Below are 14,774 nucleotides of genomic sequence, written 5' to 3'. Positions count from 1 at the left end.
CCGGCAAAGCACGGGGTTACCGCATGAAGCACAAGCCGCTCAACGAGCAGGTCATCGTCATCACCGGCGCGTCGTCGGGCATCGGCCTCGCCACCGCCCGGATGGCGGCCGAGCGCGGCGCCCGGGTGGTGCTGACCGCGCGCAGCGGCGACGCCCTGGCGCGCATCCAGGCGGAGATCGAGGGCGTCGGCGGCAAGGCGATCCACGTCGTGGCCGATGTCGGCAACCGGGCGGAGGTGCAGGCGGTCGCCGACCGGGCCGTCTCGACCTTCGGCGGCTTCGACACCTGGGTGAACGTGGCCGGGGCCTCGATCTACGGCCGGCTGCGCGAGATCAGCGACGCGGACCATGAGCGCCTGATCCAGACCAACTTCTGGGGGACGGTGTTCGGATCCCTGGTGGCGACGGAGCACCTGCGCGCGGGCGGCGGGGCGCTGATCAACGTCGGCAGCATCGCCTCGGACCTCGCCTTCCCCTATCAGGGCATGTACGCGGCCTCGAAGCACGCGGTGAAGGGCTTCACCGACGCCCTGCGCATGGAGCTGATGGTCGAGAAGGCCCCGGTCTCGGTGACGCTGATCAAGCCGGCCTCGATCGACACTCCCCTGCCCCAGCGGGCGCGCAACTACATGGACCGGGAGCCGAGCCTGCCGCCGCCGATCTACCGGCCCGAGGAAGTCGCCTACGCCATCCTGCACGCCGCCGTCCATCCGCAGCGCGACATCTTCGTGGGCGGCGCCGGCAAGGCCTTCACGGCCGGCAAGGAATTCGCGCCCGGGGCCTACGACTATCTGGCCCCGGCGATCGTCGCCCTGCAGAAGCGCGCGAGCGCGCCCCGCAACCCGGTCGGCGCCCTCCACGCGCCGGTGCCGGCCAGCGAGACGCGGGGGGATCCGCCCGTGCCGGTGATGCGCACGAGCGCCTACACGCGGGCGAGCCTGCATCCGGTCACGGCGGCTGCCGGCCTCCTGGGCATCGGCGCGGCCACGGCCTTCGCCGTGCTGGGGACCGCCTCCGGCCGGGGACGGCGCCGTTAAATGGCCGTCCCGGCCGAAGCCCAGCCGGAACCATCCGACCGGGCACGCGCGGCGCGAGCCGGGCATCGGACCGCGCCGGTCGGACGGCAGGCCCGATCCGCCGCTCACGAAGCGGCCTAGAGACGGATCGCCGTTCCGTCGTGAACGAGCGTTCGCGCCGTAGCGGGCCATTCCGAAGCGTTCGTCATGTCGAACTCTGGCGGAAAAGCCGGCGCGTCGAGCGCAACCGCCGAGCGGCGTCCTAATCGACGCCGCCGGCGTTCAACGGGCGGGCGCGGAGGTCAACGCCGCCACGTAATCCGACAATTCGGCGACGGCGGCCGTGAGGAACTGCCGCGCGGCCTCAGCCGGTATCTTGCGCAGACCTTGATCTGGCGTCTCCGCGACGTCCTCGAGCGTCGAGGCGACTACCGCCACGCGCCAGCGTACGTGCTCGAGCTGCCGTTCTGCCACCTCTCGCGCTGTCATGTGCTGGCGTCCCCCGTCGCGGTTATTAGCCGGATCCTCGGCCTCCGCCTGAGTATTTAGCCGTGATTGCAGCGAGGCAATTTGATCTTTCTGCGCTGACCCGACAGCTTTTCGACCGACGCCACCCCGGGCCGCGGGACGTCGGGTCCCGAGGCGGATGCGGTACGGACCGATCAGGAGCGGACGGTCCCGTCCATCCCGGCGGCGCTCTCCTCCAAGCCGAGCCGTAAGACGGTCGCCTCATTCATTGAGGGGATGCGACTCGCACCGACCTCTCTCAAGATCGGCGGACTCGGGTCGGGCGATCGGCTGCACCGAGGGCGGGGGCGACGGGCCGGTCCCGGGTGCCGCCTTCAGCCCGCGGCACATCGCCGAAGCGGAAAGCCTAAAAAATCTGGAACGAAATTCGGGTCTCGGGGCTCTGTTGTGCAACCGAAGTCAGACTGACCGGAGGCGCTTAGTGGCGGAAGATCGCAGAGGCGAACTACAAAGGGCGGCCCTGAAGACCGGGCAGGTCTATTTCGGAGAGCCGCAGGAACGTCGCGGCTGCCTGGTCTGGAACCTCGGTAAATCCGGTGCGATGATCGAGATCGAGTCGGATACGGCTCCGCCATCGAAATTTCGATTGATCTCGGCGGCCTTGTACATCAACCAGAATTGCGAAGTGATTTGGCGCGACGGACGGAAGATCGCGCTCAAGTTCGCCGGCTCGACCGCGTGACCATGCCCGACCGCCTCTCGCATGCGCCGTCGCCGCGGGAGGCCGCGGGAACGTCGGGCCGCATCACCTGGCCGGTCGAGACCTCCGCGACCGCAGGCCGGAGCGACGGACGCGACCCGCCCGCGACGGAATGACGATCGCGCACGCGGCGCTCGGGCGGGACCTCTTCTCACATCGGCGCGGTGATCATTTCCCGGGTCGCCCCCGAATGGGCGCCGACGCCGGCCCGCAGCGGTGCCGCGGGTGCTCCAGGACACGTCGGCCACGAGAGCTTGAGCATACATCGGGGTCACAGCGCGAGCACAGTCGCGAAGCCGATGGAGACGACAATGACCTGGACCAACCGCATCACCATAGGCGCCACCCTGATCGGTGGCGCGATCATGCTGATGACCTACGCGCAGGCGCTCAGCCTGCCGGCGCATTTCGCCTGATCGAGGGGGATCTGGTCCCGACGGGGCCGGGAGGGCTCGCCGCCCCAGCCCGTGATCACCGGCCCAGGCACGTCGCGGGCCGAGACGAAGGCTTCGTCGTCCCGGCCGGCTCTCAACGCATCCGCGCCAGCACGTCGTCCTGCCGGAGCACGCGGTGGAGCACGGCCATCGCCGCATGACCGAGCACCACCGCGAGCAGGATGAACGCCAGCCAGTGGTGGAGCAGGTCGCCCGGGACCGTCATCCAGGCGATCTTGCTGTCCCGCGCCGGCATCACCGGGATGCCGTAGGGCGCGAAGGGCTTCCCCGAGCCGTACTGGCGCAGGAGGGCGAGCGCCGGGACCGCGATCATCAGGCCGTAGAGCACGGCGTGGCCCGCTTGCGCGGCGCGGCCCAGGCGCCCCGGATGGGGCGGCCGCCGCGGGAGGTTCGCGAGGCCCCAGGCCCCGCGCAGCAGCGCGAGCACGAACAGGGTGGCGCCCAGGGTGAAGTGGCTACCGCCGACGAAGCGGGTGAGAGCCGTGTCGCCGATGCCGACATAGAGCAGCGCCCCGGCGAACTGCCACGCGAAGAGCGCGGCCATCAGCCAGTGGAAGCCGCGGCTGATGCGGCCGTAGCGCTGCGGCGCGTCGCGCCAGACCGCCGCGTCCCGGCCCTCGCGGCCCGGCGCCGCGTGCGCGCGCGACGATCCGATCATACGGCCACCCCGCTCCAGAGGTCCCCCGCCATGGCGCGCGTCCTCAGGATCTCCGCCGCCGCGCCGGTGAGGGCCCGATCGGGTGCGGGCTGGCGCAGGTAGGTTGCGAGGTCGCGCGTGAGCCGCTCCAGCGGGTGCGTCCGCAGGAAGCCCTGCAGCCCCACGGAGCGCTGGGCGAGCTGCAGCACGTCGAGGCCGGCCTTCTCCACGGCCAGCCGGGCTAGGTTGACGAAGGCCACGACCCGTTCGGGGGCCAGCATCCCGTCGGTCGCCATCGCGGCTGCCCGGGCCACCCACTGCCGCGCCCCTTCCACCGCGATCGCGCCCTCGCCGAGACGCGCGAGCTGATGCGGATCCGCCTCGCGCCCGGTGCCGACGAGGTGTGCCCGCCACACGTCGAACACCGCCTCGATGCCGCCGAGCTGGACCGCCGTGAAACGCCACGCGCCACTCGAGAAGACCGGCTGGCGGAAGTAGTCATCCGGGTTACCGAGAACGGCATCCGGCAGGAGCGCGAGACCGTTGAAATCGAGGGTCCCGGTGGCCGACGCGCGCATCCCGTGGGCCCGCCACGCCGACAGGTCGGCGCGGGCGCCGGCCGGCAGCGGCACGACGAGCATGAGGGTTTCGCCGCCCGGCGACCGGCCCGTGACCAGGGCGCGAGTCACGAAACCGGACCCCGACGCGAAGGTCTTCACGCCCCCCAGGCGCGAGCCGTCGCCGCAATCCTCGATCACAACGCCGCCCCCCGGCGGCTCGGTGTTCCAGACGCCGAACAGGTGGCCGGCGCCGGCATCGGCGAAGAGGCGCGCGCGCTGGCCCAGGTCGCCGTACTGGGCGATGAGCTGAAGCGCGTTGACGTGGCCCTCGTAGAGCCGTCCGAGCGCGAGACTGCCGTAGCCGACGAGCCGCAGGACGTCGGCGAGCTTCCAGGCCCCCGGCTCCTCGCCGAGACCGCTCCCGCCCAGGTCGGACGGGATCGGCGCCGCGAGCAGTCCGAGGCGGACGAGGTCGGCGACGTCGGCGGCCGGAAAACCGTCGTCGCGATCCTCGGCCTGCGCACGTTGCCCCGCGGAGAGGGATACCGCGCGCGCGGCGGCGACCATGTCGCTGTGAAGGTCGGGCGGCGTCCGCTGGTCCATGGTGTCCCCGTCACGCCGTCGATGTCGCGCTGTCGACGCTCCGGCCGGCCGTTGCCGTCGACACGCGGTCGGCTGCGAGGATAACCCGAACATCGCCGCGATGAGCCGGGGTGCGGTGCGACCAAATCGGCACCGATCGGTCGCGCGGCCGATCTCGGGCGCCCGCGGATGCAGGCCGCCGCACGCCCCGGCTCCCGGACCGCACGCCCGACGCCCGGGTCGCGCACCGCCCGGGCCAGGGCGAGCCGGCTACCGCTCCGCGCTGCCCGGAGGCTCGGCGGCCTCCTGATCCAGCATCGGCTCCACCGCGTCGACGAGGCGGACGCAGAAGCGCGTCATGTCCTCGTTGCGGACCGCGAGGTCCGCCGCGCGCCGCTCCGCCTGCTCGGCGCGATGCTCGGCCGCCGCGAGATCGCCGCAGGTCTGCCGCAGCAGAAATCGCACCTCGGCCAGATCGGCCCGCAGGTGCTCGATCTCGCCGAGCAGCCGGGTCCGTTCCGCCTTCACCGACACCAGCAGGGTCTGGGCCTGCTCGAAGATCCGCTCGCCCTCGTCCTCGACGAAGCGCTGCCGCTCCACCGCCGCCTCGATCATCTGCAGCGTGAGAGCCGGTTCCGGCAGGCGCTGCGGCACCCCGCGATCTCCCTCCGGGACGCGCGGATCTGCGAAGCGGTCGCCGACCAGACCGGTCAGGCTTAAGATCTGCACGTCCATGACCGGCCGAGGATCAGCGCATCACCCCTCCGCCACGTTCGGCGTCTCGAGGAAATCCTGCCCGCCCATTTCGACGGGCGCGAGCGCCGGACCGGGCTTGCGGCGGAACCCGTTCAGCACCGCATCGTGGATGCGCACGAGCCACGTCTCGGCCTCGTTGGCGCGCGCCTCGGCCGTGCGTGCCCGCTCCTCGGCCTTCTGTGCCCGGCGCTCGGCCGCCGCGATCTTGACGTTGAGTTCCCGCATCTCCTCGTTGGCGGTGGTCGTCACCTGATGCAGTTGCGCTTCCAGATCGGCGACCCGCTCCTCGCTGATGCTGATCGCCTCCGTGGCTTCGCGGATCAGGTCGAGCGCCGACGACCAGTCCCGAGACACGCCGGGGATCTTGTGGATCTCGGACGTCTCGCGATGCAGCCCGTCGGAACGGGCCGCCGCCAGCCCCTCCTGCGTCAGGGATACCGGTCCGTCGGGTTTGATCCCGCGCATGAGCCAAGTCGCGGTCATCGATGAATTCGAGTCCTTGAACGCCTGATCTGCCAAAGCCGCCTCCACACGTAGCATGATGGTAATCTCCGATTTGAATCTAGCCTACGCGGTCGGAGGGTACGAAAGGCCGAATATTACTCTTCGGCTCAGTGTCCGACGCGGCCTTCCCGGCCGCGTGTTCGGCGTTCGCCTGCGCGTCGCCGTCGTCGAAGCTGCGGAACCGCCGCGCGTCCCGCTTGAGCACCTCGTACTGCTTCTGGAGGGCGATCCGGCTCTCGCGCGCGATGTCGAGGGCACCCTGCGTCATCGCCCGCTCGGAGCGCTCGGATTGCAGATCCTCGACGAGCCGGCGGTTGGCGACCTCGAGATCCTGGATCTCGGATTCGTGGCGGCGGCTGAGCTGTTCCATCCGCTCCGACAGCAGGGCCGCCCGCGAAGTCGCCTGCTCCACCGCGACATCCTTCGCCGCCAGCGCCTTGGCCAGCATGTCGCAACGGTTGTCCAGGTCGGACCGGAGCCGCTGCGCGTCGAGCAGGCGCTCGGTCTGGCGCGCGAGATCGGCCTGCACCGCCTCGACGCGGCGGTCGGCCGTCGCGCGCTCGATGACGGCCTCCTTGACCGTCCGCTCCGCCACGCGGAGCGCCTCGTCCTTCTCCCGGAGCTGGGCGCGGATCTGCACGAGCAGCTGCTCGGTGGCGGCCGCGCGGTTGGTCGCGGCTTCGAGCTTCATGGTCAGGCTGGCCCGTTCGGTCCGCAGGCCGCCGATCTCGGCCTCGTGCTGCGAATCCGACTTCTGCCGGGCGACGATCTCGGCCGCGAGATCGGCTTCGAGCGTGAGCAGCCGCTGCCGCTCGGCCTCGGACTCCTCGCGCAGCGTGTCGTAGCGGGCCGCCGTATCCGCCAGCCGTGCCTCCTGCTCCTCGCAGAGCATCTGCAGGCGGCGATTGTCCTGGTCGAGGATGGCGAAGCGCTCGCGCATCTCGGCGAGGTCGCGCTCGGACCGCGACAGCGCCTGATCGGCGGCCTGCGCTTCGAGGCGCAGGGCCTTGTTCTCACCCGTCAGCGCCTTCGTCTGCTCCACCTCGGCGGCGAGCTGCCGCTCGTAATTCTCGGTCGCGAGGCTCTTGTCGCGCACCGTGACGCGCAGCTGATCGAGTTCGATATCCCGGTTGTGGAGACTGCTCTCCAGGCGGGTGATTTCCGCGGTCATCGCCGCGCACTCGTTCGTCAGGGCGGCGGTCCGAACGGCGAGCTCGCCGGCCTCCCGCCGCGCGGTGAGGGCGGATTGCTGCTCCTTGGCGAAGAGCGCCTCGACCTCGGCGAGCCGCATCGTCGCGCGGGGCAGCTCCTCCGAGATGGAGATCAGCGGCGTCAGGACGGAGGAGAAGTCTTCCTGCAGGGTCTTCAGCTCTTCGAGGCGGTCGCTCATCTCGGTGACGCGCATGCGCACCAGCTCATCCCGCTGTCCGATGGCATCGAGCGGATCACGGGGCGGCACGTGGACTGTCACCGTCTGCGCAGCACTCCCACGGCTGGGAAACACCTCTTCGCGCAGCGGGTGTTGGACCTGTGATCGCGCGCTGTTGCTACCTGTAGTTTCGACTGCTCGATCCGCTGAAAACAAGCCATTCCGAAACGGCGACCATGCCATCAAACGTCTCCAAGCCGCCAAATTCCGTGACCGTTAATTTCATGCTACTGCTATTTGACCGGGCTTTGTCAATCTCCAGAATCTGTCATCCCTGAGGGGATTGAGGATACGGGAACGCCGCAGGTGAGCCGGGCCGTCGCGACCGTCGCGGGATCCCCGGAAGTCCTCCGGAACGGCGCGTGCGCCAGGCGCCGAGGCCGACGCACACGCGACCGTCACGCCCGTTCCGGCCCCGACACGACCGGAGGTCATCACGGCCGGCTCAACCTGTTCGGCGGGGTGCGGCGGCGCGCCATCCCGGGCGCTTGGTGGGCGGTGAGGGACTCGAACCCCCGACCCTCTCCGTGTAAAGGAGACGCTCTACCAACTGAGCTAACCGCCCGGCGGCCGACCGTTACGGCATGGCGGCAGGCTCCCGCAAGGGTCCGTGCCGCCACTCGTTTCAATGGAAGCCGCCATCGCGCGGATCTGACGGTGGCCGCTGGACGCAGTCCATCGGCGCGGGTCGATCCGTCGCGACGACCGCAGCGGCATGAGCCCGGGCGACGGAGGCGTCGCCTGAAGCGGCCCCGTGCCGCGCGCGTCGATGCCGGCCTCGAAACGGCCGACAACGCAACGCCGCACCACCGGGACGGAGCGTTGCTTGTGAGCGCGCCCGACGACGGCCGGACCGGCCGCGGACGCGCCGGCATACCGGTCGATCGGCAGGACGCCGGCACTGTCCTGCGCGCACGAAAAAGCCCCCGGAGCGCAGCTCCGGGGGCTCGTCTCACACGATCATGGACCGATCAGTGCGCCACGAAGGCGGCGCCGTCCTCCTCGGTCCGGGCGGGCTTGGCCACCGGCAGCGGCTCCTCCCACTCGATCGCCACCGGCTGACGGACCAGCGCCTTCTCCAGCACCTGATCCATCCGCGAGACCGGGATGATCTCCAGCCCGTTCTTCACGCTATCGGGCACCTCGGCGATGTCCTTGGCGTTCTCCTCGGGGATCAGCACCGTCTTGATGCCGCCGCGGAGGGCGGCGAGCAGCTTCTCCTTCAGGCCGCCGATCGGCAGAACCCGGCCGCGCAGCGTCACCTCGCCGGTCATCGCGACATCGCGGCGGACCGGGATGCCGGTCAGCGTCGAGATGATCGCGGTGGCCATGGCGATGCCGGCCGACGGACCGTCCTTCGGGGTCGCCCCCTCCGGCACGTGGACGTGGATGTCGCGGCGCTCGAACAGCGGCGGCTCGATCCCGAAGTCGATGGCCCGCGAGCGCACATACGAGGCGGCCGCCGAGATCGACTCCTTCATCACGTCCTTCAGGTTGCCGGTGACCGTCATCTTGCCCTTGCCCGGCATCATGACGCCCTCGATCGTCAGCAACTCGCCGCCGACCTCGGTCCAGGCCAGACCCGTCACCACCCCGACCTGATCGTCCGCGTCGATCTCGCCGTAGCGGAACTTCGGCGGGCCGAGGAAGACCGGAAGGGTCTCCACGTTCACCGCGACCGTAGTGGTCTTGGTGATCAGGATCTCCTTCACCGCCTTGCGGATCAGGTTCGACAGCTCGCGCTCCAGGTTGCGGACGCCGGCCTCCCGCGTGTAGCGGCGGACCAGCATCATCAGGCCGTCGTCGTCGATCGACCACTCGTGGGTCCCGAGGCCGTGCTTCTTCAGGGCGTTCGGGATCAGGTGCTTGCGCGCGATCTCGACCTTCTCCTCCTCGGTGTAGCCGGCGATGCGGATCACCTCCATCCGGTCCATGAGCGGGCCGGGGATGTTGAGGGTGTTGGCCGTGGTCACGAACATCACGTTCGAGAGGTCGTAATCCACCTCCAGGTAGTGGTCGTTGAAGGTGCTGTTCTGCTCAGGGTCGAGCACCTCGAGGAGCGCCGCCGACGGATCGCCGCGGAAATCCATGCCCATCTTGTCGATCTCGTCGAGCAGGATGAGCGGGTTCGAGGTCTTGGCCTTGCGCATCGACTGGACGATCTTGCCGGGCATCGAGCCGATATAGGTCCGGCGGTGACCGCGGATCTCGGCCTCGTCCCGCACGCCGCCGAGCGACATGCGGACGAACTCGCGGCCCGTCGCCTTGGCGATGGACTTGCCGAGCGAGGTCTTACCGACGCCCGGGGGGCCGACGAGGCACAGGATCGGGCCGGTGAGCTTATTCGCCCGCTGCTGCACGGCGAGATACTCGACGATCCGCTCCTTGACCTTGTCGAGGCCGAAGTGATCGTCGTCCAGCAGAGCCTGGGCGCCGAGCAGATCCTTCTTGATCTTCGAGCGCTTGCCCCACGGAATCCCGAGCATCCAGTCGAGGTAGTTGCGCACCACCGTCGCCTCGGCCGACATCGGCGACATCTGGCGCAGCTTCTTCAGCTCGGCGGTGGCCTTGTCGCGGGCCTCCTTGGTGAGCTTGGTCTTCTCGATCTTCTCCTCCAGCTCGGCCAGCTCGTCGCGGCCGTCCTCGGAGTCGCCCAGCTCCTTCTGGATCGCCTTCATCTGCTCGTTCAGGTAGTACTCGCGCTGGGTCTTCTCCATCTGCCGCTTGACGCGGGTCCGGATGCGCTTCTCCACCTGCAGCACCGAGATCTCGCTCTCCATCAGCGACAGCACGCGCTCCAGGCGCTGCGCCACCGTGGGGGTCTCCAGAATCCCCTGCTTGTCGGAGATCTTGACGAGGAGGTGCGAGCCGATCGTGTCGGCGAGCTTGGAGGGCTCGTCGATCTGCGTCACGGCGGAGACGACCTCGGGGGAGATCTTCTTGTTCAGCTTCACGTAGTTCTCGAACTCCGAGAGCACCGAGCGCGCGAGCGCCTCGGCCTCGACGCGGTCGCCGAGCTCGTCATGCAGGGCTTCGGCGGTGGCCTCGTAATACTCGTCCGAACGGGTGAAGCCGGTCACCTTGGCGCGGCCGATGCCCTCGACCAGCACCTTCACGGTGCCGTCGGGCAGCTTCAGGAGCTGGAGGACGGAGGCGAGGGTGCCGATCTTGTAGATGGCATCGGTCGCCGGATCGTCGTCGCCGGCGTTGATCTGGGTGGCGAGCAGGATGTGGCGGTCGGTGCGGACCGCCTCCTCGAGGGCGCGGATCGACTTCTCGCGGCCCACGAACAGGGGCACGATCATGTGCGGGAAGACGACGATATCGCGCAGGGGAAGGACGGCGTAGGAGCCCGTCGAGCCCGGGACCACCGGCTGCCGCGATTTTGCTTGTGACATGCTGACTTCCTCTCAGGACGCCCGGGTTCGGCACCTCCATGCACGGAGCGCGCCTACAGCCAGGGGCCGACCGGGCCGCGAGGGTCGGAATTTTCGAGAACTTTGCGGCTGGCGACGCGGACCGCGCCTCGAAGGAGCGAGCGGCCACCGCGCTGAGCCTGAAGTGGCTGCGGGGCGCAGCGTTTTCAAGATGATCCCCGCGGCGCGCCCGGCCTGGGCCGGGCGCTTAATGCAACCCTGTCAGGCGCTTATGCGCTGACGCTGGCGGGCGCTTCCTTGTTGCGGTCGCCATGGATGTAGAGCGGGCGCGACTTGCCCTCCACAACCTCCGGACCGATCACGACCTGCTCGACCGATTCCAGGCCCGGGAGGTCGTACATCGTGTCGAGCAGGATGGTCTCCAGGATGGAGCGCAGGCCGCGGGCGCCGGTCTTGCGCTCGATCGCCTTGCGGGCGACGAGCGACAGCGCCTCGTCCTGGAAGGTCAGGTCGACGTTCTCCATCTCGAACAGCCGCTGGTACTGCTTGACCAGGGCGTTCTTCGGCTCCTGCAGGATCTTCTTCAGGGCGGCCTCGTCGAGGTCCTCGAGCGTCGCCAGGACCGGCAGGCGGCCGACGAACTCGGGGATGAGGCCGAACTTCAGCAGATCCTCGGGCTCCACCGAGCGGAAGATCTCGCCGGTGCGGCGGTCGTCGGGGGCCTGCACGGTCGCGCCGAAGCCGATCGAGGTGCCCTTGCCGCGCTGCGAGATGATCCGCTCCAGCCCCGCGAAGGCGCCGCCGCAGATGAACAGAATGTTGGTGGTGTCGACCTGCAGGAACTCCTGCTGCGGGTGCTTCCGGCCGCCCTGCGGCGGCACCGAGGCGACCGTGCCCTCCATGATCTTCAGGAGCGCCTGTTGCACGCCCTCGCCGGACACGTCGCGGGTGATCGACGGGTTGTCGGACTTGCGGGAGATCTTGTCGATCTCGTCGATGTAGACGATGCCGCGCTGCGCCCGCTCGACGTTGTAGTCGGAGGCCTGGAGCAGCTTGAGGATGATGTTCTCGACATCCTCACCGACATAGCCGGCCTCGGTGAGCGTCGTGGCGTCCGCCATGGTGAACGGCACGTCCAGGATGCGGGCCAGCGTCTGCGCGAGCAGCGTCTTGCCCGAGCCGGTCGGCCCGATCAGCATGATGTTGGACTTGGCCAGCTCGACGTCGTTGTGCTTCGTCGCGTGCGCGAGGCGCTTGTAGTGGTTGTGCACCGCCACCGAGAGGACCTTCTTGGCGAAGTCCTGGCCGATGACGTAGTCGTCGAGGACGCGGCGGATCTCCTTCGGGGTCGGCACCCCGTCGCGGCTCTTCACCAGCGAGGATTTCGACTCCTCCCGGATGATATCCATGCACAACTCGACGCATTCGTCGCAGATGAACACGGTCGGGCCGGCGATCAGCTTGCGGACCTCGTGCTGGCTCTTGCCGCAGAACGAGCAATACAGCGTGCTCTTCGAGTCGTTGCCGCCAGTCTTGCTCATATCGGTCTCCGATTCCTCGCGTCCGCGGCCGGCTAGGGGCGCACGCGTGTCATTTGAATGTAGGGGGCCCGTTTAAAGAAACAGTATGCTGCGCGCCTTTGACCGAAGGGCCGGAACTCGGATGCAAACACGCTGCCGCGGCGGGATCAAGGCCGCGCCGCGGCTCTCGGGCATGCGGGCCGGTCAGGCGGCGGCCGGCTCGGGCCGCTTCTCGATCACCTCGTCGATGAGGCCGAACTCCTTGGCCGCGTCGGCGGTCATGAAGTTGTCGCGCTCGAGCGCCGTGTGGATCGTGTCGTAGTCGCGGCCGGTGTGCTTCACGTAGATCTCGTTCAGGCGCCGCTTCAGCGCCTCGATCTCGCGGGCGTGGATCAGGATGTCGGTCGCCTGGCCCTGGAAGCCGCCGGAGGGCTGGTGGACCATGATCCGGGCGTTCGGGAGGGCGAAGCGGTGGCCGGGCTCGCCGGCGGTGAGGAGCAGCGAGCCCATCGAGGCGGCCTGGCCGACGCAGAGCGTCGTCACCGGGCAGCGGATGAACTGCATCGTGTCGTAGATCGACAGGCCCGAGGTCACCACCCCGCCGGGGGAGTTGATGTAGAAGGAGATCTCCTTCTTCGGGTTCTCCGCCTCGAGGAACAGCAGCTGCGCCACGATCAGCGACGCGCCGTAATCCTCCACGGGGCCGGTGAGGAAGATGATGCGCTCGCGGAGCAGGCGGGAGTAGATGTCGAAGGCACGCTCGCCCCGGCTCGATTGCTCGACGACCATCGGCACGAGCGCGTTGTTGTAGACGTCGATCGGATCTCTCATCTCGTCCTGCCCCGGAGTGAGGCCCGGAGCCGCCGCGAATCAGGGCAGCTCCGGACATGTCAGCGAACACCGGCGATGCTTAACCATCGCCTAAACCCTTGCCCGCCGTCCTGGGACAGGGCGGGACTCAGTCGGCCTTGGCCTCGGCCTCGGCCTCGTCAGCCGGCTTTCCGCCGGTCGTCTCATCGTCATCTTCGTCAGCGAAAAGCGCCGCTTTCGAGACGGGCTCCTCGACGAGTTTGACCTGCCCGAGGATGTGGTCAATCACCTTTTCCTCGAACAGGGGCGCGCGGAGTTCCGCGAGCGCCTGCGCGTTCTTCCGGTAGAAGTCCCAGACCTGCTGCTCCTGGCCCGGGAACTGCCGGACCCGGGCGATGAGGGCCTGGTTCACCTCTTCATCCGAGACCTTGATATCGGCGCTCTCGCCGACCTGCGCAAGCACGAGACCGAGCCGGACGCGCCGTTCGGCGATCTTCCGGTATTCGGCCTGCGCCTCCTCCTCGGTGGTGTCCTCGTCCGCGAAGGTCTTGCCGCGGGTCTTGAGGTCCTGCTCCACCTGGGCCCAGACGCTGGCGAATTCCTGCGCCACCAGGGAGGGCGGCAGCTCGAAGGCGTACTTGCCGTCCAGCGCGTCGAGCAGGTCCTTCTTGAGCCGGCGTCGCGTGGCGGCCTCGTAGTCGCGGCCGATCGCCTCCGACACGGCTTCCCGGAGCTTCTCCAGGGAATCCATGCCCATGGACTTGGCGAGGGCGTCGTCGACCTTGGCCTCGCCGGGCGCCTGGATCTTGGTGACGGTCACGTCGAACTCGGCGTCCTTGCCGGCGAGGTGCTCGGCGCCGTAGGCCTCCGGGAAGGTGGCCTTGACGACCCGCTTGTCGCCGACCTTGGCGCCGACGAGCTGCTCCTCGAAGCCCGGGATGAACGAGCCGGAGCCGAGTTCGAGGTCAATCCCCTCGCCCGTGCCGCCCTGGAACTCCGCGCCGTCGATGCGACCGACGAAGTCGATGGTGACGCGGTCGCCGTTCTGCGCCTCGGCGCCCTCCTCCCGCTCGCTGAACGGTCGGCCCTGACCGGCCATGCGCTCGAGGGACTCGGTCACCTCCGCGTCGGAGGGCTTGGCGACGAGCTTGGTCAGGCTGACGTCGGACAGGTCGGCGAGTTCGAAGCTCGGCATCACCTCGAGGGCGACCTTGAAGGCGAGGTCGCCCTTGGCGTCGAGCGCCTTCTCGACCTCGGTCTGGTCGCTGGGGAACTCGACCTGCGGCTCCAGGGCGAGCTTGAGGCCGTTGTCGGTGACGATCTGGCGGTTGGCCTCGTTGACGGCGTTCTGCACCACCTCGGCCATGACCGAGCGGCCGTAGACCTTGCGCAGGTGGGCCACCGGCACCTTGCCGGGGCGGAAGCCCTTGAGCTGGACCTTGTCCTTCATGCCGGAGAGCTCGGTGGTGAGGCGCTCCTCGAGTTCCTGGGCGGCCAGCAGAACCTGAAACTCGCGCTTCAGCCCAGGGGTGGCGGTCCCTTGGGCGTTGATCTCGGTCACCTGCATCGTCGTCGTCGCTCTTCAATAACCTGTGGTCGCCAGCGGGGCCGGCGTCGTGCGGCGTGTTCGCGCGGCCGGGGATGGCAGGATGTCGGGAACGGAGACGGGGCGGTCCGCGGAGGACCGCGCCTACAGTAGACGTCCTGGTGCGGGCGGAGGGGCTCGAACCCCCACGTCTTGCGACACTGGAACCTAAATCCAGCGCGTCTACCAGTTCCGCCACGCCCGCGCGCGCCGACATCCGGCGCATCGCCGGCCGCCGGAAGCGCGCCCTATAGCATGGGCCGGCTCGCCCGCAGCAAAAAACTTGTCCCTGTGGCGCCGGTGGCGCTTCATCCG

At 69.0% G+C, this 14,774-nt stretch carries 12 protein-coding genes and 2 tRNA genes; 2 read left to right on the top strand and 12 right to left on the bottom strand.

What is annotated here, in order from left to right; all coding sequences use genetic code 11:
- The first annotated feature begins 23 nt into the window (after window positions 1–23).
- Window positions 24–1,037, top strand: coding sequence for an SDR family oxidoreductase (locus MKL01_RS21300; protein WP_243907180.1), 1,014 nt, complete (start codon window positions 24–26; stop codon window positions 1,035–1,037).
- A 261-nt stretch (window positions 1,038–1,298) separates the two neighbouring features.
- On the opposite strand, the gene MKL01_RS21295 is transcribed toward MKL01_RS21300, so the two are convergent.
- The gene (locus tag MKL01_RS21295; protein WP_243907179.1) at window positions 1,299–1,505 is read right to left on the bottom strand and encodes a hypothetical protein; all 207 of its coding nucleotides are present in this window, start codon (window positions 1,503–1,505) and stop codon (window positions 1,299–1,301) included.
- Window positions 1,506–1,965: 460 nt separating this feature from the next.
- Here MKL01_RS21295 and MKL01_RS21290 point away from each other — a divergent pair, with 460 nt between their 5' ends.
- Complete coding sequence (locus MKL01_RS21290) at window positions 1,966–2,226, top strand: hypothetical protein (RefSeq protein WP_243907178.1); 261 nt, start codon at window positions 1,966–1,968, stop codon at window positions 2,224–2,226.
- Window positions 2,227–2,772: 546 nt separating this feature from the next.
- Here MKL01_RS21290 and MKL01_RS21285 read toward each other — a convergent pair.
- The 11 genes from MKL01_RS21285 to MKL01_RS21235 all read right to left on the bottom strand — a co-directional run bounded on the left by MKL01_RS21285 (window position 2,773) and on the right by MKL01_RS21235 (window position 14,664).
- Window positions 2,773–3,357 (bottom strand): cytochrome b, encoded by a 585-nt coding sequence (locus tag MKL01_RS21285; RefSeq protein ID WP_243907177.1) that lies wholly within the window; start codon window positions 3,355–3,357, stop codon window positions 2,773–2,775.
- A complete protein-coding gene (locus MKL01_RS21280) occupies window positions 3,354–4,499 on the bottom strand; it encodes an acyl-CoA dehydrogenase family protein (RefSeq protein ID WP_243907176.1) in 1,146 nt (381 codons plus the stop codon). The genes MKL01_RS21285 and MKL01_RS21280 overlap by 4 nt, the downstream gene beginning before the upstream one ends.
- A 249-nt stretch (window positions 4,500–4,748) precedes the next feature.
- Window positions 4,749–5,207, bottom strand: coding sequence for a hypothetical protein (locus MKL01_RS21275; RefSeq protein ID WP_243907175.1), 459 nt, complete (start codon window positions 5,205–5,207; stop codon window positions 4,749–4,751).
- Window positions 5,208–5,234: 27 nt separating this feature from the next.
- Window positions 5,235–5,774: a hypothetical protein gene (locus MKL01_RS21270; protein WP_243907174.1), complete on the bottom strand. Its 540-nt coding sequence runs from the start codon at window positions 5,772–5,774 to the stop codon at window positions 5,235–5,237.
- Between the two features lie 22 nt (window positions 5,775–5,796).
- Complete coding sequence (locus tag MKL01_RS21265) at window positions 5,797–7,350, bottom strand: chromosome partitioning protein ParA (protein WP_279604776.1); 1,554 nt, start codon at window positions 7,348–7,350, stop codon at window positions 5,797–5,799.
- Window positions 7,351–7,656: 306 nt separating this feature from the next.
- Window positions 7,657–7,732 (bottom strand) — tRNA-Val (locus MKL01_RS21260).
- A 406-nt stretch (window positions 7,733–8,138) separates the two neighbouring features.
- Entirely contained in the window at window positions 8,139–10,565 is a 2,427-nt protein-coding gene (gene lon, locus MKL01_RS21255) for an endopeptidase La (RefSeq protein ID WP_243907173.1), read from the bottom strand.
- Between the two features lie 248 nt (window positions 10,566–10,813).
- Entirely contained in the window at window positions 10,814–12,085 is a 1,272-nt protein-coding gene (clpX, locus tag MKL01_RS21250) for an ATP-dependent Clp protease ATP-binding subunit ClpX (protein ID WP_243907172.1), read from the bottom strand.
- Window positions 12,086–12,268: 183 nt separating this feature from the next.
- Window positions 12,269–12,895, bottom strand: a complete 627-nt coding sequence (locus MKL01_RS21245; protein ID WP_012322036.1) for an ATP-dependent Clp protease proteolytic subunit — start codon at window positions 12,893–12,895, stop codon at window positions 12,269–12,271.
- A 127-nt stretch (window positions 12,896–13,022) separates the two neighbouring features.
- Window positions 13,023–14,441 carry a trigger factor gene (gene tig / locus MKL01_RS21240; protein ID WP_243907171.1) on the bottom strand — a complete coding sequence of 473 codons (1,419 nt, stop codon included), beginning with the start codon at window positions 14,439–14,441 and terminating at the stop codon, window positions 13,023–13,025.
- A gap of 138 nt (window positions 14,442–14,579) precedes the next feature.
- Window positions 14,580–14,664, bottom strand: a tRNA-Leu gene (locus MKL01_RS21235).
- Window positions 14,665–14,774 lie beyond the last annotated feature (110 nt).

The sequence above is a fragment of the Methylobacterium sp. J-070 genome (assembly GCF_022829385.1).
Taxonomy (GTDB): domain Bacteria; phylum Pseudomonadota; class Alphaproteobacteria; order Rhizobiales; family Beijerinckiaceae; genus Methylobacterium.
This window is presented reverse-complemented; position numbering and strand designations above follow the sequence as displayed.

Coding starts and splice junctions, on each gene's coding strand:
- MKL01_RS21300 (WP_243907180.1), top strand. CDS start 24: ATGAAGCACAAGCCGCTCAACGAGCAGGTCATCGTCATCACCGGCGCG.
- MKL01_RS21295 (WP_243907179.1), bottom strand. CDS start 1,505: ATGACAGCGCGAGAGGTGGCAGAACGGCAGCTCGAGCACGTACGCTGG.
- MKL01_RS21285 (WP_243907177.1), bottom strand. CDS start 3,357: ATGATCGGATCGTCGCGCGCGCACGCGGCGCCGGGCCGCGAGGGCCGG.
- MKL01_RS21280 (WP_243907176.1), bottom strand. CDS start 4,499: ATGGACCAGCGGACGCCGCCCGACCTTCACAGCGACATGGTCGCCGCC.
- MKL01_RS21270 (WP_243907174.1), bottom strand. CDS start 5,774: ATGCTACGTGTGGAGGCGGCTTTGGCAGATCAGGCGTTCAAGGACTCG.
- MKL01_RS21265 (WP_279604776.1), bottom strand. CDS start 7,350: ATGGCATGGTCGCCGTTTCGGAATGGCTTGTTTTCAGCGGATCGAGCA.
- lon (WP_243907173.1), bottom strand. CDS start 10,565: ATGTCACAAGCAAAATCGCGGCAGCCGGTGGTCCCGGGCTCGACGGGC.
- clpX (WP_243907172.1), bottom strand. CDS start 12,085: ATGAGCAAGACTGGCGGCAACGACTCGAAGAGCACGCTGTATTGCTCG.
- MKL01_RS21245 (WP_012322036.1), bottom strand. CDS start 12,895: ATGAGAGATCCGATCGACGTCTACAACAACGCGCTCGTGCCGATGGTC.
- tig (WP_243907171.1), bottom strand. CDS start 14,441: ATGCAGGTGACCGAGATCAACGCCCAAGGGACCGCCACCCCTGGGCTG.